General features: G+C 73.0%; 16 protein-coding genes. 10 read left to right on the forward strand and 6 right to left on the reverse strand.

The features are described 5' to 3' along the window. Nucleotides 1–82: 82 nt before the first annotated feature. Both OO63_RS28400 and OO63_RS28405 read left to right on the forward strand, forming a co-directional pair. On the forward strand, nt 83–1,681 hold the full coding sequence (locus tag OO63_RS28400; RefSeq protein ID WP_234311300.1) for an aromatic amino acid ammonia-lyase: 1,599 nt from the start codon (nt 83–85) through the stop codon (nt 1,679–1,681). Beyond that, nucleotides 1,678–2,511, forward strand: a complete 834-nt coding sequence (locus OO63_RS28405; protein WP_030360688.1) for a MurR/RpiR family transcriptional regulator — start codon at nt 1,678–1,680, stop codon at nt 2,509–2,511. The genes OO63_RS28400 and OO63_RS28405 overlap by 4 nt, the downstream gene beginning before the upstream one ends. 8 nt (nt 2,512–2,519) lie before the next feature. On the opposite strand, the gene OO63_RS28410 is transcribed toward OO63_RS28405, so the two are convergent. The 3 genes from OO63_RS28410 to OO63_RS28420 form a co-directional block, all read right to left on the reverse strand. Further along, on the reverse strand, nt 2,520–3,887 hold the full coding sequence (locus OO63_RS28410; RefSeq protein WP_030360689.1) for an APC family permease: 1,368 nt from the start codon (nt 3,885–3,887) through the stop codon (nt 2,520–2,522). A gap of 313 nt (nt 3,888–4,200) precedes the next feature. Continuing rightward, on the reverse strand, nt 4,201–5,301 hold the full coding sequence (locus OO63_RS47420) for a GNAT family N-acetyltransferase (protein ID WP_267885482.1): 1,101 nt from the start codon (nt 5,299–5,301) through the stop codon (nt 4,201–4,203). Nucleotides 5,302–5,316: 15 nt separating this feature from the next. Beyond that, nucleotides 5,317–5,967, reverse strand: coding sequence for a hemerythrin domain-containing protein (locus tag OO63_RS28420; protein ID WP_030360691.1), 651 nt, complete (start codon nt 5,965–5,967; stop codon nt 5,317–5,319). Nucleotides 5,968–6,096: 129 nt separating this feature from the next. Here OO63_RS28420 and OO63_RS28425 point away from each other — a divergent pair, with 129 nt between their 5' ends. Further along, a complete protein-coding gene (locus OO63_RS28425) occupies nt 6,097–6,984 on the forward strand; it encodes a LysR family transcriptional regulator (protein ID WP_030360692.1) in 888 nt (295 codons plus the stop codon). A gap of 29 nt (nt 6,985–7,013) precedes the next feature. On the opposite strand, the gene OO63_RS28430 is transcribed toward OO63_RS28425, so the two are convergent. Next, nucleotides 7,014–8,441, reverse strand: coding sequence for a type III PLP-dependent enzyme domain-containing protein (locus OO63_RS28430; RefSeq protein WP_030360693.1), 1,428 nt, complete (start codon nt 8,439–8,441; stop codon nt 7,014–7,016). A gap of 115 nt (nt 8,442–8,556) precedes the next feature. Here OO63_RS28430 and hutU point away from each other — a divergent pair, with 115 nt between their 5' ends. The 4 genes from hutU (at nt 8,557) to hutI (ending at nt 14,593) form a co-directional block, all read left to right on the forward strand. Beyond that, nucleotides 8,557–10,215, forward strand: a complete 1,659-nt coding sequence (gene hutU / locus OO63_RS28435) for a urocanate hydratase (protein WP_030360694.1) — start codon at nt 8,557–8,559, stop codon at nt 10,213–10,215. A gap of 242 nt (nt 10,216–10,457) precedes the next feature. Beyond that, nucleotides 10,458–11,666 (forward strand): allantoate amidohydrolase, encoded by a 1,209-nt coding sequence (locus OO63_RS28440; protein ID WP_030360695.1) that lies wholly within the window; start codon nt 10,458–10,460, stop codon nt 11,664–11,666. Next, the gene (locus tag OO63_RS28445) at nt 11,663–13,018 is read left to right on the forward strand and encodes a formimidoylglutamate deiminase (protein ID WP_030360696.1); all 1,356 of its coding nucleotides are present in this window, start codon (nt 11,663–11,665) and stop codon (nt 13,016–13,018) included. Before OO63_RS28440 ends, OO63_RS28445 begins: the two co-directional genes overlap by 4 nt. Nucleotides 13,019–13,408: 390 nt before the next feature. Then, nucleotides 13,409–14,593 (forward strand): imidazolonepropionase, encoded by a 1,185-nt coding sequence (hutI, locus tag OO63_RS28450; protein WP_030360697.1) that lies wholly within the window; start codon nt 13,409–13,411, stop codon nt 14,591–14,593. A gap of 6 nt (nt 14,594–14,599) precedes the next feature. Here the strand turns inward: hutI and OO63_RS28455 are convergent, their stop codons facing one another. After that, nucleotides 14,600–15,037: a Dabb family protein gene (locus OO63_RS28455; protein WP_234311301.1), complete on the reverse strand. Its 438-nt coding sequence runs from the start codon at nt 15,035–15,037 to the stop codon at nt 14,600–14,602. Nucleotides 15,038–15,129: 92 nt separating this feature from the next. Between OO63_RS28455 and OO63_RS28460 the strand changes: the two genes are divergently transcribed. After that, nucleotides 15,130–15,873: a TetR/AcrR family transcriptional regulator gene (locus OO63_RS28460; protein ID WP_051811282.1), complete on the forward strand. Its 744-nt coding sequence runs from the start codon at nt 15,130–15,132 to the stop codon at nt 15,871–15,873. Between the two features lie 74 nt (nt 15,874–15,947). Here the strand turns inward: OO63_RS28460 and OO63_RS28465 are convergent, their stop codons facing one another. Next, nucleotides 15,948–16,958 (reverse strand): RNA polymerase sigma factor SigF, encoded by a 1,011-nt coding sequence (locus tag OO63_RS28465; RefSeq protein WP_063750466.1) that lies wholly within the window; start codon nt 16,956–16,958, stop codon nt 15,948–15,950. A 260-nt stretch (nt 16,959–17,218) separates the two neighbouring features. Here OO63_RS28465 and OO63_RS28470 point away from each other — a divergent pair, with 260 nt between their 5' ends. Together OO63_RS28470 and OO63_RS28475 are read left to right on the forward strand one after the other, a co-directional pair. Then, nucleotides 17,219–17,587 (forward strand): STAS domain-containing protein, encoded by a 369-nt coding sequence (locus tag OO63_RS28470; RefSeq protein WP_030360701.1) that lies wholly within the window; start codon nt 17,219–17,221, stop codon nt 17,585–17,587. A gap of 281 nt (nt 17,588–17,868) precedes the next feature. Continuing rightward, the gene (locus OO63_RS28475) at nt 17,869–18,378 is read left to right on the forward strand and encodes an ATP-binding protein (protein ID WP_030360702.1); all 510 of its coding nucleotides are present in this window, start codon (nt 17,869–17,871) and stop codon (nt 18,376–18,378) included. The last annotated feature ends 141 nt before the right edge of the window (nt 18,379–18,519 follow it).

Genomic DNA, 18,519 nt, shown 5'->3' on the forward strand with positions numbered 1-18,519 from the left:
GTCAATGGTCTGGCGTGAATCACTGGCGACGAGCGCTCGACGGGCGAGATCCGCAGTCCGGTTTGAGGAGGAAATGCGCGTGATGCCGTCTCACATCACGGACGACGCGGCCGACGCGCCGGTCGTCGTCCTCGACGGGCTCGGCCTGCCCGTCGCCGACGTCGTCCGCCTCGCCGACCGCGCCGCCCGGCCCGTCGCGGGCACCGACGCCCTGAAGCGCGTCGAGGAGTCCTGGCACGCGGCCCGCCGGATCGCCTCCTGGGGCCGCGTGTACGGCCGCTCCACCGGCGTCGGCGCCAACCGCACCGAGGACGTCCCCACCGAGGCCGCCGCTGACCACGGCCTGCGCCTGCTGCGCTCCCACGCGGGCGCCATCGGCGCCGAACTGCCCGCCCGCGAGGTCCGCGCCATGCTCGCCGTGCGCGCCAACCAGCTCCTCGCGGGCGGCGCCGGACTGCGCCCGAGCGTCGTGACCGCGCTCTGCGAGGCCCTGGAGACCGGGGCGTACCCGGTGGTGAACGAGTTCGGCTCCGTCGGCACCGGCGACATCGCCGCCCTCTCCCAGATGGGCCTCGCCCTCGCCGGCGAACACCCCTGGCAGGGCGCCGCCCCCCGCCCCCAGCCCCTGGACAACAACGACGCGCTCGCCCTGATCAGCAGCAACGCCCTCACCCTCGGCCAGTCCGCCCTCGCCCTGCACGAACTGCGCGGCCTGCTCGGCGCGACCCAGGTGGTGGCGGGCCTCTCCCTGCTCGCGGTCGACGGCTCCTACGAGGCGTACGCGCTGCCCGTCCACGAGGCGCGGCGGCACCCCGGCTCCTACGCCGTCGCCGGGCGCATGCGCCGTCTGCTCGGCGCCGCCGACCGCCCGACACCGCCGCTCGGCCGGATCCAGGACCCGTACGGATTCCGCTGCGTCCCGCAGATCCACGGGCCCGCGCACGACGCCGCCGACGCCCTGGAGAACGTCCTGACGGTGGAGATCAACGCGGCCGCCGAGAACCCCCTGATCTCACCCGCGGACCTGGCCGCCTACCACCACGGCGGCTTCTACATGGCCCAACTCGCCCTGGCCCTCGACCACTTCAGGCTCGCGGTGACCCAGGCGGCGCGCCTGTCCAGCTCCCGCCTCTCCACCCTCAACGAACCGGCGTACACCCGCCTGCGCCCCTTCCTCGCCGACGCGGAGCCCGCCTCGTCCGGGGTGATGATCCTGGAGTACGCGGCGGGCGCCGCCCTCGGCGACCTGCGGGCGTTTTCCGCCCCCGCCTCGCTCGGCCACGCCGTCCTCTCCCGGGGCGTCGAGGAGCAGGCCAGCTTCGCCTCCCTCGCGGCGCGCCAGACGCTGCGCGCGTGCGGCGCCTACCGGCTCGTGGTCGGGTGCGAACTGGTCGCCGCCGTACGGGCGTTGCGCCAGCGCGAGCTGCGCCTTGAGCCCGGGCTCCCGGTGGCCCGGGCGTACGAACTCGCCGCCGAGGTCCTTGAGCAGGACACCGCGGACCGCCCGCTGACGGATGATGTGACGGCGGCGGCCGCCCTCCTCGACCGGTTCACGGAGCTGTGGGAGCACCTGGGCACGGGAGGCATCGGGGAATCCGGGGACTCCGGGGACTCCGCGGACGTCGAGGCCGCGGCCGACGACGAGGGGATCACGTTGACAGAGCGACGAGGTACGGCATGAGTGACAGTCCCGCGGCGCGGCTCCAGGTGCTCTTCGAGGGGCACCGGCTGACGCCCACCCAACGGCGCATCGCCCACTGCATGGTGCGGCGCGCCGCCGACGCGCCCTTCCTCTCCAGCGTCGAGCTCGCCGAACTCGCGGGCGTCAGCCAGCCGTCCGTGACCCGCTTCGCCGTCGCCCTCGGCTTCGACGGCTACCCCGCGCTCCGCCGCCACCTGCGGGAGGTCGCCCCCGCCGAGGCCGGAGCGGAGGCCGACCTCAACGAGTACCAGCAGGCCGTGCAGGCCGAGATCGAGAACCTGCGGCACCTCTCCGAACTCCTCGCCGACCCGGCGCCGGTGGAGCGGGCCGGGCGTGTCCTCGCCGCCTCCCGGCCGCTGCCCGTCCTCGGCCTGCGGGCCGCCGCGTCCCAGGCCTACGGCTTCTCCTACTTCGCGGCGAAGGTCCACCCCGACGTGCGCCTCCTCGACGAGGGCGGCTCCATGCTGACCGACCGGATCGACGCGGCCGTGCGCGCCGGGGCCTCCGCGCTGCTCTGCTTCGCGCTGCCGCGGCACCCCCGGGAGGTCGTGGAGGCGTTGGAGTACGCCCGGTCCACCGGTCTTACCGTGGTCACCGTCGCCGACTCCGCGTTCGCGCCCGTCGCCGCCCACAGCGATCTGCTGCTGCCCGCCGCCGTCGGGACGGGGCTCGCCTTCGACACGGCGTGCGCGCCGATGCTCCTTGGCCGGGTGCTCCTTGAGGCCATGTGCGACGGCCTTCCGGACGCGCAGGCGCGCCTTGAGGAGTTCGACGTGGGGGCGGCGGAGCGCGGGTTGTTCGTGGAGTAGCCGGTGGGTCAGTCCTCGGCGCGCACGCGCAGCACCACCTTGTTCACCGCCCACAGGCCGATGCCGATCGCGAGCAGCACCCCGGCGCGGATGTAGACGTCCGCCGGGCGGTCCGCGAGGGGGCTCGCGAGGATCAGGGCCGTGATCGCGCCGAGGACCGGCAGCGCGGTGGGGGTGCGGAAGTGCGGGTGGTCCACCGGGTCGCGGCGCAGGACGAGGACGGCGATGTTGACGACGGCGAACACGCACAGGAGCAGGAAGGCGGTCGTGTCGCCGAGGCCCTCGATCTCGCCCGTGGTCACCAGGCCGACGGCCAGGAGCGAGACGAAGACGATGCCCACGATCGGGGTGCGGCGGCGGGGCAGGACACGGCTCATGGCGCGCGGCAGGATGCGTTCGTTGGCCATGCCGTAGCAGAGCCGGGAGGCCATCATGATGTTGATGAGGGCCGAGTTGGTGACCGCGAACAGGGCGATCAGGGCGAAGAGTTTGTGCGGGAAGTCCACGCCCCCGGCCTTCACCACTTCGAGCAGCGGCCCGCTGGAGCCCGACAGGGTCCTGTAGTCGACGAGGAGCGACGAGACCAGCGCGACCAGGACGTAGATCGTGCCGGTGACGGCGACCCCGATGAAGATCGCCTTGGGGAACGTGCGCGTCGGGTCCTTCGTCTCCTCGGCCATGTTCACCGAGTCCTCGAAGCCCACGAAGGCGAAGAAGCCGAGCGCGGTCGCCCCGAGCACGCCGGTCAGCAGGGCGTACCCGGTGCCGTCCGCCTCGAACTCGGTGAGCCTCGCGGGCTCCCCGTCCCCGCTGAGCACCGCCCACGCGCCGATCGAGAGGATGATGAGCAGCCCGGTCAGCTCGACCACCGTCAGCACGACGTTGGTCTTCACGGACTCCGAGACGCCGCGCAGGTTCAGCGCCGCGAGGACCAGGATGAACGTGATGGCCACGAGCGTCGGCGGCAGCGCGTCCCCGGTCAGCTCGCTCAGATAGTCACCGCTGAAGGCCCGCGCCGCCGCGCTCGCCGACGCCAGGCCCGACGCCATCACCATGAACGCGATGATGAAGGTGAGGAAGGGGACCTTGAACGCCTTCTGGGTGTAGAGCGCGGCCCCGGCCGCCTTCGGGTACTTGCCCACCAGCTCCACGTACGAGGCCGCCGTCAGGATCGCCACGACGAACCCGATCGCGAACGGCAGCCACAGCGCGCCGCCGACCTTTCCCGCGACCTTGCCGGTGGTGGCGTAGATGCCGGTGCCGAGGATGTCGCCGATCACGAAGAGGATGAGCAGCTTGGGGCCGAGCACCCGTTTCAGGCCCGGATCCTCGGCTGCCGGTGGGTTGGTGGTGCCGCTGGTTCCTGACGTCGTCACAGGAGCCTCCCCCGAGTGTGACGGAGTGCCGTTTCCGGCTGGGAGGGATCTTCTTCCCGGTGTGGGGGCCGATGAAGCGGGAGTTCGAGAACAACCCGGCAAACGGCCCCCCGCGGCCCCGCCCGGATCAGGGCTTCTTGGATCAGGGGTGCGTGGATCAGAGGTGCGTGGATCAGGGTCCGTGGGTCAGGGTCCGTGGATCAGGGCTCCTTGAGGGTGACGAGGACGGCCAGGGCCAAGGGGATCAGAGGGAGCAGGCAGAGCAGGGAGAGCACGGGCATCACGGGGCTCACGGGATCGGCCGGGACCGGGGTCAGGACGTGGGCACGTCGAGCTGGAACTCGCGCGTGCGCCGGTAGGGGCGAAAGCCCAGGGCGTGGTTGACCGCGAGCATGTGGACGTTGTCGTCGGCGTTGTCCGTCTCGATCTCGGCGACGCCGGGGTGCTCGGCGCGCAGCCTTCGCACCATGGCGGCCTTGACCCACAACCCCAGTCCGTGGCCGCGGTGCCCGGGCACGACCGCCGTGTCGTACTGCTGGACCCGGGGCGGCGCGCCCTGGGGGATCAGGATCTCGGTGTAGCCCGCCATGGTGCCGTCGTCGTGGACGGCGGCGATCGTCAGGAGCGTGTCACCGCGGTCGGCCACCACCTTGGCCATGGCGCGCACGCGGTCGGCGTCCCACGCCACGCTGCCGTAGTCCAGGTCGCCCATGGGCATGTCGTTCATCGCGTTCTTGGCCGCGGCGAAGGCGTCGGCGAGGCCGTCGGGGACGGCGCCGGTCCAGCCGGTGAGGCGGTAGCCGGGGTGCTCGGCGTCGGCGGCCTTCGCGAGGTCGGCGGCGGCCACCTCGTCGAGGCGCAGCAGGAGGTGGTCCAGGGTCAACGCCCCTCGGAAGCCCCGCTGTTCGGCGAAGGCCTGGCCGGGCCCGTCGGCGGCGGCCTCGGTGATCAGGCTGCGGCGGCCCTCGGCGCGGCAGGCCGCCACGGCCGCCGCGAGGAGGCGGGAGCCGGTGCCGAGGCGCCGGTGCGCGGGGTCCACGTGGAGTTCGAGCTCGGCCAGGTGGTCGCGTCCGGCGGAGCCGAAGAGGCGCAGGCCCGCGACGCCGACGGGCACGCCGTCAGGACCGGCGGCCAGCCAGGTCAGCCGGTGGCTGTCCAGGGCGGGCTTGGTGAGCCGGGCGCGGATCTGCTCGGGTCCTGGTGGCAGCGCGCCTGGTAGGTCATGGGTCATGGAGGCGGCGACGACCCGGTGCCAGGCGTCGGCGTCGGCGTCCGTGACGTGCGGGAGCGTTCGGGGCAGGGCGGGCTCGGACAGGGCGGGCTCGGACAAGGCGGTGACTCCTGTGGTCGGCGTGGTGCAGGCGGTCGGGTCGGTCCGGGCCTTCGGGCCGGACGGGTCGATCAGGTCCGTCAAGGCGTGCGCGTCGTGTCAGCTCGCGGTGCCCGCGCTCCAGCGGTCCAGGAGGGCGTACGCGGGGGCCCACCGGGCGACGTACGCGGCGCACGTGGACGCGGGCAGCGGAGCGAGGAGCCGCCGCACCGTCGGCTCGTCGGCGCCGTCGAGCAGCCACGGCAGCAGCAAGGGCGCGTCCGGGCCGATCCGCCGGGCCTGGACCCGGCCGAAGTGCTCCCCCTGCTCGGCCGTCAACACCCGCCGGGCCAGCGGCAGGACGGTGTCCTCCTCGTGGTCGAGGTGCCCGGCGACACCGCTGGTCAGCGCGTCGGTCAGCAGGCCGAGGCGCAGCGCGTCGGCTCCCGGGTCGGCCAACGCCGCGTCGATGGCCTCGACCACCGGGGCGATGGCGGCGTGTTCGGCCTCCATCACCGCGAGCACCGCGAGGTCCTTCGGGCGTCCGGCGAGGCGGTGGCGCAGCGGCGGCCACAGCGCGTCGTCCTCCGCCGACTGGTGGGCGCGCAGCGCCTTCTTCAGGAGCTGCCATCCGGCGGCGGTGGCGAGGACCTGCCGGGGGTCGTGTCCGGCGGTGGCGGTGACCCGGTCCAGCTGGGCCAGCTCCCGGCGCAGGGCGCCGTGCATCGCGTACAACGCGGTCAGATCGATGGCGTCGTCGGCCTCGCTCATGGCCGGTACAGGGGGATGTGTACGCGTACTCGCATGCCCTCAACCCTCGTGCGGCCCGCACATATGATCAAGGCGAGTTTTCGCGACGTCCGATAACCACTGGGTTATCGCCGGACGGCTGGGGGGCCGGTGGAACTGCGGGACATCGAGATCTTCCTGGTCCTCGCCGAGGAGCTGCACTTCGGCCGGACCGCGCAGCGGCTGCACGTGTCCCAGGCGCGGGTCAGCCAGGCCATCAAGAAGCAGGAGCGGCGCATCGGCGCCGAGTTGTTCACCCGCACCAGCCGCACGGTGTGCCTCACGGAGGTCGGCCGCCAGTTCCGCGACGACCTGCAGCCGGTCTACGCGGGCCTGCACCAGTCCCTGGAGCGCGCCCGCCTTGCCGCCCGCGGGGTCACCGCGCAGCTCCGCGTCGGCATGCTGCCCTTCAACCTCGTCGACCTGCACCCCTACTGGAAGGAGTTCCGCGCACGGCACCCGCAGTGGGGACTCCAGATCCGCCAGACCACCTTCACCGACGTGTTCGGCCAGCTGCGCGGCGGTGCCATGGACGTCATGGTGGCCTGGCTGCCGGTGGAGGAGCCGGACTTCACCGTCGGGCCGTCCCTGTGCACCGACTCCCGGATCCTCGCCGTGGCCGCCGACCATCCCCTCGCGGGGCGGGACTCCGTGCCCCTGGAGCTGTTCGCCGACTTCCCGCACAGCACCGCCCTCGCCCTGCCGGACTACTGGGAGGACAGCTATCTGCCCTTCCACACCCCGCGGGGCCGGGCGATCGAGCGCGTGGCGGTCGCGGACAACGCCGACGAGCTGATCGGCATGGTCGGCATGGGCGAGATCATCCACAGCTTCCCCGGCCATGTCACCCGGTACTGGGGCCTGTCGCACATCCGCTGGCTGCCCGTGCCGGACCTGACGACCATGACCTTCGCCCTGGTCTGGCGCACCGAGGCCGAGAACGACCTCGTCCGCGCGCTCGCCGCCACGGTGCGCGACCTCGGCGTCCACCGCTTCTGAGGCCCCGGGCCTCTTCCGGGGCCCGCGCCTCAGAGCCCGCGCAACGCGTCCCGCGCCCCGCCGCCCGACTCGGCGACGATCTCCTCGACCCGCTGCTGCGCGCGCACCACCGAGAACCGCACGCCCCCGCCCTCCTCCCGCGGACCCGCCGCGAAGCCGTGGATCGCGGGCCTGGCGAGGCTGTTGTACGAGTAGTGGTGGGCGAAGTAGTACGCGCCGGTGTCGAGCACCGCCACGTGGTCGCCCTGCTCCAGCGGCGGCAGCTCCCGGTCCCTGGCGAGCAGGTCGCCCGCGAAGCAGGCCGGGCCCGCGACGTCCTGACCGGTGCCGGGACCGGACTTGGGGCGCCCCTTCGCGTCGTACGCGGCGATCCGGAGCGGCCACGACTCGGGTGCGTACACCGTGCGCGTCGCCACCTGCACGCCCGCGTGCGTCAGCGCGACGGTGCGCCCGCCCGCCGACTTCACGTACTCCACCCGCGCGAGCAACGTCCCGTGCTTGGCGAGCAGCGAGCGCCCGAACTCGGTGACCAGGCCGTAGCGCCCGTCGAGCAGCCCGGGCACCTCGCGCTTGAGGAGCCGCGCGTACTGGGCGAACGTCGGTGTCTGCTCGTCCGACGCGAAGTTGACGGGCAGGCCGCCGCCGATGTCGAGGGTGTCGATCTGGCGGCGGCCGGCGCGCGCGTTGATCTCCTCGGCGAGCGCGTACGCGGCCGCGACACCGGCGGTCATCAGCTCCAGGGGCACGCCCTGCGACCCGGAGTGCGTGTGCAGCCGGGTCAGCCAGGGCCGGTCCAGATACGCGCGTACGACCCACTCCCGGGCGCCCTCGTCGCGCAGCGGCACCCCGAACTTGGAGGTGGCGGTCGCCGTGGAGAGCGCCTCGATCGCGCCGCCGCCGACCTGCGGGTTCACCCGGATCCCGACGGGCGACCGCGTGGGCGCGGACTGGACGAGGGCGTCGACGCGGGCCAGTTCCTGCGGGTTGTCGGCGTTGACGGCGATGCCGAGGGCGAGGGCCTCGCGCAGTTCCGCCGGGGTCTTGGCGGGGGAGTCGAGGACGGTGTGCGCGGGCGGTATCCCGGCGGCGCGGGCCAGGGCCAGCTCGCCGGGGCTCGCCACCTCGGCGCCGATCCCGGCGTCGTGCAGGAGGCGCAGGACCGGGACGAGGGGGGTCGCCTTCACGGCGAAGGCGTGCAGGACGCGGGTGCCGGGCGCGGCGACCTCGGCGAACGCGGCGCGCAGGGCGGCGGCGCCCGCGCGGATCCCGGCGACGTCGAGGAGCCCGGCGAGCGGGGCGTCCGGGCCGACGACGCCCTGCTCGACGGCGGCGCGGATCGCGTGGTCGCGGCGGTCGGCGGCGGCAGCCCCGTGCGGCGGGGCCTGCCCGAGGACGCGCGTGAACTGATCGGTTTCGTCTTCGTCCGACCGCCGGTCGGCCCTGTCGTCGAGGCCCATGTGATCCAGACAATCACCCGTGCGCCGCCCCCGCTGCCCCGCTGCGCTATTGACTAGGTCTATTCACGACCCCAGGATGTGAATATCAACGTCACAGCATCGAGGAGGCACCGCCATGTCAGGACCCCGCCCCGTTCGAGCGCCGCGTGGAACCGAGCTGAGCGCCCTGGGATGGCAGCAGGAGGCCGCCCTCCGGATGCTCCAGAACAACCTCGACCCCGAGGTCGCCGAGCACCCCGACAAGCTCGTCGTCTACGGCGGCACCGGCAAGGCGGCCCGCGACTGGCGCTCCTTCGACGCCATGGTGCGCACCCTGAAGACCCTCAAGCAGGACGAGACGATGCTCGTCCAGTCCGGCCGCCCCGTCGGCGTCATGCAGACCCACGAGTGGGCGCCGCGCGTGCTCATCGCCAACTCCAACCTGGTCGGCGACTGGGCGAACTGGGAGGAGTTCCGTCGCCTTGAGGCGCTCGGCCTCACCATGTACGGCCAGATGACGGCCGGTTCCTGGATCTACATCGGTACGCAGGGCATCCTCCAGGGCACGTACGAGACGTTCGCCGCCGTCGCCGCCAAGAAGTTCAACGGCACGCTGGCCGGGACGATCACCCTCACCGCCGGGCTCGGCGGCATGGGCGGCGCCCAGCCCCTCGCCGTCACGATGAACGACGGCGTCGCGATCTGTATCGACGTCGACCCGCGCGCCATCGAGCGCCGCATCGAGCACAAGTACCTGGACGTGAAGGCCGACTCCCTGGAGCACGCCCTCCAGCTCGCCGTCGAGGCCCGCGACGCCCGCCGCCCGCTCTCCATCGGCCTCCTCGGCAACGCCGCCGACCTGCTCCCGCGGATGCTCGCCGAGGGCGCCCCCGTCGACATCGTGACGGACCAGACCTCCGCCCACGACCCGCTGGCGTACCTGCCCTCGGGCGTCGACTTCGACGACATGGCGACGGCGGCCGAGAAGGACCCGGCGGGCTTCACGCAGCGCGCCCGCGAGTCCATGGCCAAGCACGTCGAAGCCATGGTCGGCTTCATGGACGCGGGCGCCGAGGTCTTCGACTACGGCAACTCCATCCGCGGCGAGGCACAACTCGCCGGCTACGACCGGGCGTTCGCGTTCCCCGGCTTCGTACCCGCCTACATCCGCCCGCTCTTCTGCGAGGGCAAGGGCCCCTTCCGCTGGGCGGCCCTCTCCGGCGAGGCCTCCGACATCCACAAGACGGACAAGGCGATCCTCGACCTCTTCCCGGAGAACGAGTCCCTGCACCGCTGGATCAAGATGGCCGGTGAGCGCGTCCACTTCCAGGGCCTGCCCGCCCGCATCTGCTGGCTCGGCTACGGCGAGCGGGACAAGGCCGGCGAGCGCTTCAACGACATGGTCGCCTCCGGCGAGCTCCAGGCCCCCCTCGCCATCGGCCGCGACCACCTCGACTGCGGCTCCGTCGCCTCCCCGTACCGCGAGACCGAGGCCATGCTCGACGGCTCCGACGCCATCGCCGACTGGCCCCTCCTCAACGCCATGGTCAACGTCGCGTCCGGCGCCTCCTGGGTGTCCCTCCACCACGGCGGCGGCGTCGGCATGGGCCGCTCGATCCACGCGGGCCAGGTGTCCGTGGCCGACGGCACGAAGCTCGCGGGCGAGAAGGTGCGGCGCGTCCTGACGAACGACCCCGGGATGGGGGTCATCCGGCACGTCGACGCCGGGTACGACTCCGCCGAGGCCGTGGCGGACGAGCGGGGCGTACGCGTTCCCATGCGGGAGGGCGAGTGACCGCCGACCGGCCTGCGGCCTCGTCCTCAAGCGCCGGACGGGCTGATTCCCCGCCCGCCCGCCCTTCCTGGGGCTCCGCCCCAGACCCCGCTCCTCAAACGCCGGAGGGGCTGGATTTTCCAGCCCGTCCGGCGATTGAGGACGAGGCGCGGAGCGCCGATACCGGGGGTCTGGGGGCGGAGCCCCCAGTTTCGGGAAGGGGCGGGATTGGGGAGCCCCCGGCAGGGCCCACCTTCCACCAGATGTGGGCCGACCTCGCCCCCATCGGCCGCGACCCCGACTCCCACGGCTACAGGCGCTCCGCCTGGACAGGCGCCGACGCCGACTGCCGCACCTGGTTCCAGGAACAGGCAGAAACCCGAGGCCTCACCTACGAGACGGACCGCAACGGCAACCAGTGGGCGTGGCTGGGCGACCCGACGGCGGGCGACGCCGTGGTCACCGGCTCCCACCTGGACTCCGTCCCCGACGGCGGCGCCTTCGACGGCCCCCTCGGCGTCGTGTCGTCCTTCGCCGCACTCGACGAACTCCGCGCCAGGGGAGCGACGTTCACCAAGCCCCTCGCCATCACCAACTTCGGCGACGAGGAGGGCGCCCGCTTCGGCCTGGCCTGCGTCGGCTCCCGCCTCACCGCGGGCAAGCTGACCCGCGAGGCGGCGTACGAGCTGCGCGACGCGGACGGCGTCAGCCTCCCGGAGGCGATGGAGGCGGCGGGCTACGACCCGTCGACGATCGGCGCGGACCCCGAACGCCTCGCCCGGATCGGCGCGTTCGTGGAGCTGCACGTGGAACAGGGCAGAGCCCTGGACCTGTCCGGCGACGCCGTCGGCATCGCCAGCGCCATCTGGCCGCACGGCCGCTGGCGCTTCGACTTCCGCGGCGAGGCCAACCACGCGGGCACCACCCGCCTGGTGGACCGCAGGGACCCGATGCTGTCGTACGCGGAGACGGTGCTCGCGGCCCGCCGCGAGGCCGATCTTGCGGGCGCGGTCGCCACCTTCGGCAAGATCGCGGTCGAGCCGAACGGCGTCAACGCCATCCCGTCCCTGGTCCGCGGCTGGCTGGACTCGCGCGCCGCCGACCAGGACACCCTGGACACCGTCGTCACGGCGATCGAGAAGGCGGCCCGCGAGTACGCGGACCGGCACGGCATCGACCTGGACGTCGTGAGGGAGTCCTTCACGCCGGTCGTGGAGTTCGAGCACGCCCTGCGCGACGAGCTGGGCACGATCCTGCGCGAGCACACCGGCCAGGGCCGGGACATCCCCGTCCTCGGCACCGGCGCGGGACACGACGCGGGCATCCTGTCGGAGTCGATCCCGACCGCCATGCTGTTCGTGCGCAACCCCACGGGTGTCTCGCACTCGCCCGCCGAGTACGCGGCCGAGGACGACTGCCTGGCCGGGGTGCGCGCACTGGCCGACGTACTGGAGGGTCTCGCGTGCCGCTGACGCACACCTACTGGGCCGAGCACGCCTGGCTGGACCCCGGCGTCGAGCCCGGCGTGGCGCTCGACGTCGACGCGGACGGCAGGATCGCCGCCGTCCGCACGGGCGTCGCGGCCCCGCCGCCCGGCGCGACCGTCCTGCGCGGCCTGACCCTGCCCGGCCTCGCCAACGCCCACTCGCACGCCTTCCACCGCGCGCTGCGCTCCACCGTCCAGGTGGGCAGCGGCACGTTCTGGACGTGGCGCGAGGTCATGTACTCCGTGGCCGACCGGCTCACCCCGGAGACGTACCACGCCCTCGCGCGGGGCGTCTACGCGGAGATGGCGCTCGCCGGGGTCACGGCCGTCGGCGAGTTCCACTACCTCCACCACGCGCCCGGCGGCACGCGGTACGCCGACCCGAACGCGATGGGCGAGGCGCTGATCGCGGCGGCGGCCGACGCGGGCATCCGCATCACGCTCCTCGACACGGCGTACGTCGCCGCGGGCCTGCGCAGCGCCGCGGAGGGCGAGCCTCCCAACCGCCACCAGCTGCGCTTCTCCGACGGCACGGCCGAGGCCTGGGCCGAGCGGGTGTCCCTCCTGAAGGAGGGCGACCGGGAGCACGTGCGCCTCGGCGCCGCCATCCACTCCGTACGGGCCGTGCCCGCGCGGCAGTTGGGGACCGTCGCCGAGTGGGCCGCCGCGCGCGGGGCGCCCCTGCACGTCCACCTCTCCGAGCAGACCGCCGAGAACGACGCCTGCCTCGCCGTGCACGGCCGTACGCCGACGCAGCTCCTCGCCGACCACGGGGTGCTGGGTCCCCGCACCACGGGTGTCCACAACACCCACCTCACCGACGCCGACATCGCCCTCGTCGGCGGGTCCGGCACCGGCACCTGCATGTGCCCGACCACCGAGCGGGACCTCGCCGACGGCATCGGGCCCGCGCCCGCCCTCCAGCGCGCCGGCAGCACCCTCTCCCTCGGCAGCGACAGCCACGCCGTCATCGACCTCTTCGAAGAGGCGCGGGCCATGGAGCTGAACGAACGCCTCCGCTCCCGCACCCGCGGGCACTGGACCGCCGCCGCCCTCCTGCGGGCCGCCTCCGCCGACGGGCACGCCGCCCTCGGCTGGGCCGACGCCGGTTCCCTCGAACCCGGCGCCCTCGCCGACTTCACCACCGTCGCCCTCGACTCCGTCCGGACCGCCGGGGCCGTGCCGCGGCTCGCGGCGGAGGTGGCGGTGTTCGCGGCCTCCGCGGTGGACGTCCGGCACACCGTCGTCGGCGGCCGCCACGTCGTCCGCGACGGCACGCACACCTTGATCCCGGACGTGCCGTCGGCGCTGGCGGAGGCGGTGGGAGCGCTGCACTGACCTTCGCGGGGCGCCCCAGTCCCGCCCCTTCTCCGGCTGTGACACTTTGCGGCTCCGCCGCGTGGGGGGCTGCGCCCCTGGACCCCGGGGGTGGGTGTCCCGTGGCGGGTGGGACAGTCCTCCCTCGAATCGGCGCTCCGCGCCTCGTCCTCAAACGCCGGACGGGCTGATACTCACCGGCACATTCCCAGCCCGCCCCGGCAACGTCTTAGCCCGTCCGGCGCTTGAGGACGAGCCGCGGAGCGGCGATTCGGCGGGAGCTGTCCCACCCGCACGGGACACCCACCCCCGGGGGCCCGGGGGCAGCGCCCCCGGTTTCGGGAAGGGGTGGGATTGGGGAGCCCCCGGCAAGGCACCCATCCCGCACCCACCCCCTCCCCGGACAGGACCATGACAGCCACCACCACTCCCACCACCCTCCTCACCAACATCCCCACCCTCGTCACCAACGACCCCGCCCTCGGCGAGGGCCCCCTCGGCCTCGTCGAGGACGCCGCCCTCGTCCTGGAGGGCGAGACCGTCGCCTGGGTGGGCCCGGCCGCCAAGGCCCCGCAGGCGGACGAGACGTACGACGCCGAGGGCCGCGCGGCCATCCCCGGCTTCGTCGACTCCCACTCCCACCTCCTCTTCGCGGGCGACCGCACCAAGGAGTTCAACGCCCGCATGGAGGGCCGCCCGTACGAGGCGGGCGGCATCCGCACGACGGTCGCCGCGACCCGCGCGGCCACCGACGCGGAGCTGGAGGCGAACGTCACCCACTACCTCCGCGAGGCCCTGCTCCAGGGCACGACGACGTTCGAGACGAAGTCGGGCTACGGCCTGACGACCGAGGACGAGTCCCGCGCCCTGCGCATCGCGGCCCGCCACACGGACGAGGTCACGTTCCTGGGCGCCCACATCGTGTCCCCGGACCTCGCGGACGACCCGGCGGCGTACGTGGCCCTGGTGACGGGCGAGATGCTGGACGCGTGCGCGCCGCACGCCCGTTGGGTGGACGTGTTCTGCGAGAAGGGCGCGTTCGACGGCGACCAGGCGCGGGCGATCCTGACGGCGGGCAAGGCGAAGGGCCTGCACCCGCGCGTGCACGCCAACCAGCTCTCCTACGGCCCCGGCGTCCAGCTCGCCGTGGAGCTGGACGCGGCGAGCGCCGACCACTGCACGCACCTCACCGACGCCGACGTGGACGCCCTCGCGAACAGCGGCACGGTCGCCACCCTCCTGCCCGGCGCCGAGTTCTCCACCCGCGCAGAGTGGCCCGACGCCCGCCGCCTCCTCGACGCGGGCGCCACGGTGGCCCTCTCCACGGACTGCAACCCGGGCTCGTCCTTCACGTCCTCGGTCCCCTTCTGCATCGCCCTCGCCGTACGGGACATGGGGATGACCCCGGACGAGGCGCTGTGGGCGGCCACGGCGGGCGGCGCCGCGGCCCTGCGCCGCACGGACGTGGGCCGCCTCACCCCCGGCGCCCGCGCCGACCTGGCCCTCCTGGACGCGCCGAGCCACGTCCACCTGGCGTACCGGCCGGGGGTTCCGCTGGTCTCGCGGGTGTGGCAGCGGGGCGTACGCGTGCGCTGACGGACCTCAGGCGAACGTGACGAGCGGTCCGATCCTGGCCGCCCACTCGGGATGGCGGGCGGCCTTCTCCTCGTGCATCGCCATGAGCCGGCCGGCCAGCGCCGGGTCCATGTCGTCGGAGAGGTCGGGGCCGACGGCGATCCTGGCCAGATGGGGAATGATCTCCAGGTCTCCCGCGAGGTGGACCGGGTCGTACATGTACCGCTCCAGGGCCGGCAGATCCTCGATGCCCACGCAGTAGGCGTGCGTGAAGCCGTCGGCGGGGTCGCCGAGGGCCTGGCCGACCGTGCCGAAGGAGACCGATTCGACGGACGCCGTGCGCCGCATCAGCGTGAGCACGCGGGCCTTCTGCTCCTCGGTCGTGCCTTCCTTGAAGGCGAATCGCAGCATGTGGACGATCACGGGCTTCCACTCCCTCTGGGCGAACTCACTGGACGGACTCACGGACGGCTCACTGAAATGAACTCACTGAAATGAACTCACTGGTTCAGAAAGTTTGCCCGACTGGTAGCTCGGGCGTTCACTAGAATGAACTCGTGAGTTCAGTTGCGTCAAGCAGTCCCGGCGACGGGCCCGGTGGGTCCCGTGGGTCCGGCAAGCCCAAGGGCGCCCCGCGGGGGCGCGTCGACAAGAGGGAGGCGATCCTCCGCGCCGCGTTCGCCGTCTTCTCGCGGCGCGGGTACGCGCAGGCGTGCGTCCAGGAGATCGCGGAGGAGGCGGGGGTCGCCAAGCCGACCGTCTACAACCACCTGAACGACAAGGAGTCCCTCTTCCGCCATGCCGTCGAGGCCGAGGCCGACGCGCTCCTTGCGGAGGTCCTCGCGGCGGTCGAGCAGCTGCGCGACCGGCCGCGGGACGAGGACCCGCGGGACGCGCTGACGGACCTGGCGCAGCGGCTCGCGGGCAGCTGGTGCGGTGAACGGGCCCGCGCGCTGCGGCGGTTGGCGTACGCGCAGGTGGCGCAGTTCCCGGACCTGGCCGAGAGCGTCCAGGATCGCGTCGCGCAGCGCCCGGCCGCGGCGCTCGCCGACCGGCTTGCCCGCCTCTCGCTGGCAGGGCGGCTGCGCCCGTGCGATCCGGAGCTGGCAGCCGAGCACTTCTTCGCCCTGCTCACCGGGCCGCTGGAGTCCCGTTCCCGGCTGGGCACGCGCCGCGTCCCGGCCGCCGAGCTGCGCGCCACCGCGGAAGCGGCCGTGGACGTCTTCCTGCGCGCGTACGCGTCACACGGTGACAGTGCGGACAGTGCGGACAGCGGGGGCGGCAGGGGCGGGGGAGGGTGAGAAAAGACGATCGCCGGACGGGCTCGACTCACTGAGCCCGTCCGGCGATCGGGGACGGCGGAAGCGGCGTGCGCTCACTCCTCCAGCGTCAGCCCCTTGCGGAGCTTCACGAGTGTGCGCGAAAGGAGTCGCGACACATGCATCTGCGAGATGCCGAGTTCCTCGCCGATCTCCGACTGCGTCATGTTGGCGACGAAGCGCAGGGAGAGGATCTTCCGGTCCCGGGGCGGGAGTTCGGCGATCAGCGGCTTCAACGACTCGACGTACTCGATGCCTTCGAGGCCGTGGTCCTCGTAGCCGATGCGGTCGGCGAGGGCGCCCTCGGAGTCGTCCTCCTCCGGCTGGGCGTCCAGCGAGCTGGCGGTGTAGGCGTTGGACGCCGCCATGCCCTCGACGACCTCTTCGTTCGAGATGCCGAGGCGCTCGGCGAGTTCGGCCACTGTCGGCGCGCGGTCGAACTTCTGGGCGAGTTCGTCGCCCGCCTTGGCGAGGTCGAGGCGGAGCTCCTGGAGCCGGCGCGGGACGCGCACCGACCACGACGTGTCGCGGAAGAAACGCTTGATCTCGCCGACGATCGTCGGCATCGCGAACGTGGGGAACTCGACGCCGCGGCTGAGCTCGAAGCGGTCGATCGCCTTGATCAGGCCGATGGTGCCGACCTGGATGATGTCCTCCATCGGCTCGCTGCGGGAGCGGAACCGGGAGGCGGCGAACTTCACCAGGGCGAGGTTCAGTTCGACGAGGGTGTTGCGTACGTACGCGTACTCGTGCGTGCCTTCCTCGAGGGACTCGAGCCGCTCGAAGAGGGTCTTGGACAGCGCGCGGGCGTCCAGTGGCGCCACTTCGTCGTACGGGGGGATCTCGGGGAGCCCGGAAAGGCTCTCGCCGACGCCCTCGGGCCGCTCGGCGGTGTCAGGGGTGGCCGCGGTGCCGGCGAGCGGGCGCTCTGCCGTCGCGGCCCGTGCGCCCTCGGCGGCGGGGCCCGAGATGCCCGCGGTGCGGGTGTCGGTACGGTTCGGCGGGGGTGTCGACGTCGCCTGGTCAGTGCGCGATTCGTCGAGCCGGGGTGACATGGTCTCCTCCATCGTTCTCGGCATATGGCTGCCGATGCCACTACGTGCACTGCGGTGTGCGGCGCCTCCATGGCCGTCCGTGTCGATTGGTGTCTCTTCTACCCCTACCCGCTTCCGCGCCGGAGTCGCAAGTGCGTTCTGTAGCGAAATGTCCGAATTCGGGGGGTTGTTCGGCTACCCGGGACCGTAGGGAAGGCGTAATGTTCAAGGGCGTCATCGCGCGTCATCGCGCGCGGTAAACAGCCCACGACGGTCGGGAAGAGAGTGACGGCATGGACCGCGGGACGGTCGGCAGTGCACACAGGGGCCGGCTTCTGGTCGAAGTCCGGAATGAGGGCCGCAGCGCCGTCGTGACCCCGGCGGGTGAGTTGGATCACCACACCGCCGATTTGTTGCGCGAGCCGCTTGAGGCCTGTGTCGACGACGGCTTCAAGCGCCTCGTGGTCGACTGCTCACGACTCGAATTCTGTGACTCGACGGGACTGAACGTGCTTCTCGGCGCCCGGCTCAAGGCCGAGGCCGTGGGGGGTGGGGTCCATCTGGCGGGGATGCTGCCGGTGGTGGCCCGGGTGTTCGAGATCACGGGAGCCGACGCCGTCTTCACCGTCCACGAGACGCTCGAAGCGGCGCTGGCCGACTGAGTCGGGGTGATTCTCGCGTATGGCGCAAAGAGTTACGCGTCAGTTGTCGCTGTGTGATCGTTGCGTTACCAGTGTCACACGGTTCGTGCAGAATCCATGGGTGTCCGGGCGGTTCGGCAGGGCAGGAGACACCCTGAGTCCGTCGTCCACATCCATCAAGTCATTCATCAAGTCAAAGTCAGAACGGCAAGCGGCCGGGAAGGCAGCCGGGCGGGCGGGGGTCCGCCGGTCGTCGCACTTCCTCCCTTGTCCAGTCCTCTTGTCGGTGAGGTGAAGTGCTGATGAGCACCACCCGGCCTTACTCGCCGGGCGACCGCGGCCCGGAGTCGGAGGCCGCCGTCGCGGATGCTCCCGCTCCCGCGGCCACCCCGGAGTCCGGGGGCCGCCAGGTCCGCAGGCTGAGCCTGAACGGGGCGAGCGGTGTCGTGCCGCTCTCGCGCGACTTCACCCGGGAGGCGCTGCACGCCTGGGGCTGGCTGCCCGCGGCGGGTGCCGACCGCCGCGCCGCCGCCGAGGACGTGCTGCTCGTCGTCTCCGAGCTGGTCACCAACGCGTGCCTGCACGCGGAGGGCCCCGAGGAGCTGTGGCTCTCCTGCGACGGCAAGGTTCTGCGCGTCGAGGTCTCCGACCGCGGCGCGGGCCAGCCGGCGCCCCGCACCCCGCACCGCGCGGGACGGCCCGGCGGGCACGGGATGTTCATCGTGCAGCGGCTGTGCCTCGACTGGGGCGTCGTGCGGACGCCCGGGTCCACGGGCAAGACGGTCTGGGCGGAGCTGGGCGCGCCGGGCTAGCGCGACCGCCGGACACCTCCCTTCCCTCCTGGTTCCGGGGCGGCTTCGACCCCGGCCCTCCCACGCATCCCCTCGCTCCGCCCCCTCTTCGCTCCCCCCACCCCGCCCCACCCCGCCCCCGGCTTCCGGCCATCCGGCCCC

This window comes from Streptomyces alboflavus (genome assembly GCF_000716675.1).
Classification (GTDB): Bacteria; Actinomycetota; Actinomycetes; order Streptomycetales; family Streptomycetaceae; genus Streptomyces; species Streptomyces alboflavus.

What these genes read in the sequence shown, in the direction of transcription:
- OO63_RS28405 (WP_030360688.1), top strand. Translation starts at nt 1,678, where the DNA reads ATGAGTGACAGTCCCGCGGCGCGGCTCCAGGTGCTCTTCGAGGGGCAC.
- OO63_RS28470 (WP_030360701.1), top strand. Translation starts at nt 17,219, where the DNA reads ATGGACCGCGGGACGGTCGGCAGTGCACACAGGGGCCGGCTTCTGGTC.
- OO63_RS28475 (WP_030360702.1), top strand. Translation starts at nt 17,869, where the DNA reads ATGAGCACCACCCGGCCTTACTCGCCGGGCGACCGCGGCCCGGAGTCG.
- OO63_RS28420 (WP_030360691.1), bottom strand. Translation starts at nt 5,967, where the DNA reads ATGAGCGAGGCCGACGACGCCATCGATCTGACCGCGTTGTACGCGATG.
- OO63_RS28430 (WP_030360693.1), bottom strand. Translation starts at nt 8,441, where the DNA reads ATGGGCCTCGACGACAGGGCCGACCGGCGGTCGGACGAAGACGAAACC.
- OO63_RS28400 (WP_234311300.1), top strand. Translation starts at nt 83, where the DNA reads ATGCCGTCTCACATCACGGACGACGCGGCCGACGCGCCGGTCGTCGTC.
- OO63_RS28440 (WP_030360695.1), top strand. Translation starts at nt 10,458, where the DNA reads ATGTGGGCCGACCTCGCCCCCATCGGCCGCGACCCCGACTCCCACGGC.
- OO63_RS28465 (WP_063750466.1), bottom strand. Translation starts at nt 16,958, where the DNA reads ATGGAGGAGACCATGTCACCCCGGCTCGACGAATCGCGCACTGACCAG.
- hutI (WP_030360697.1), top strand. Translation starts at nt 13,409, where the DNA reads ATGACAGCCACCACCACTCCCACCACCCTCCTCACCAACATCCCCACC.
- hutU (WP_030360694.1), top strand. Translation starts at nt 8,557, where the DNA reads ATGTCAGGACCCCGCCCCGTTCGAGCGCCGCGTGGAACCGAGCTGAGC.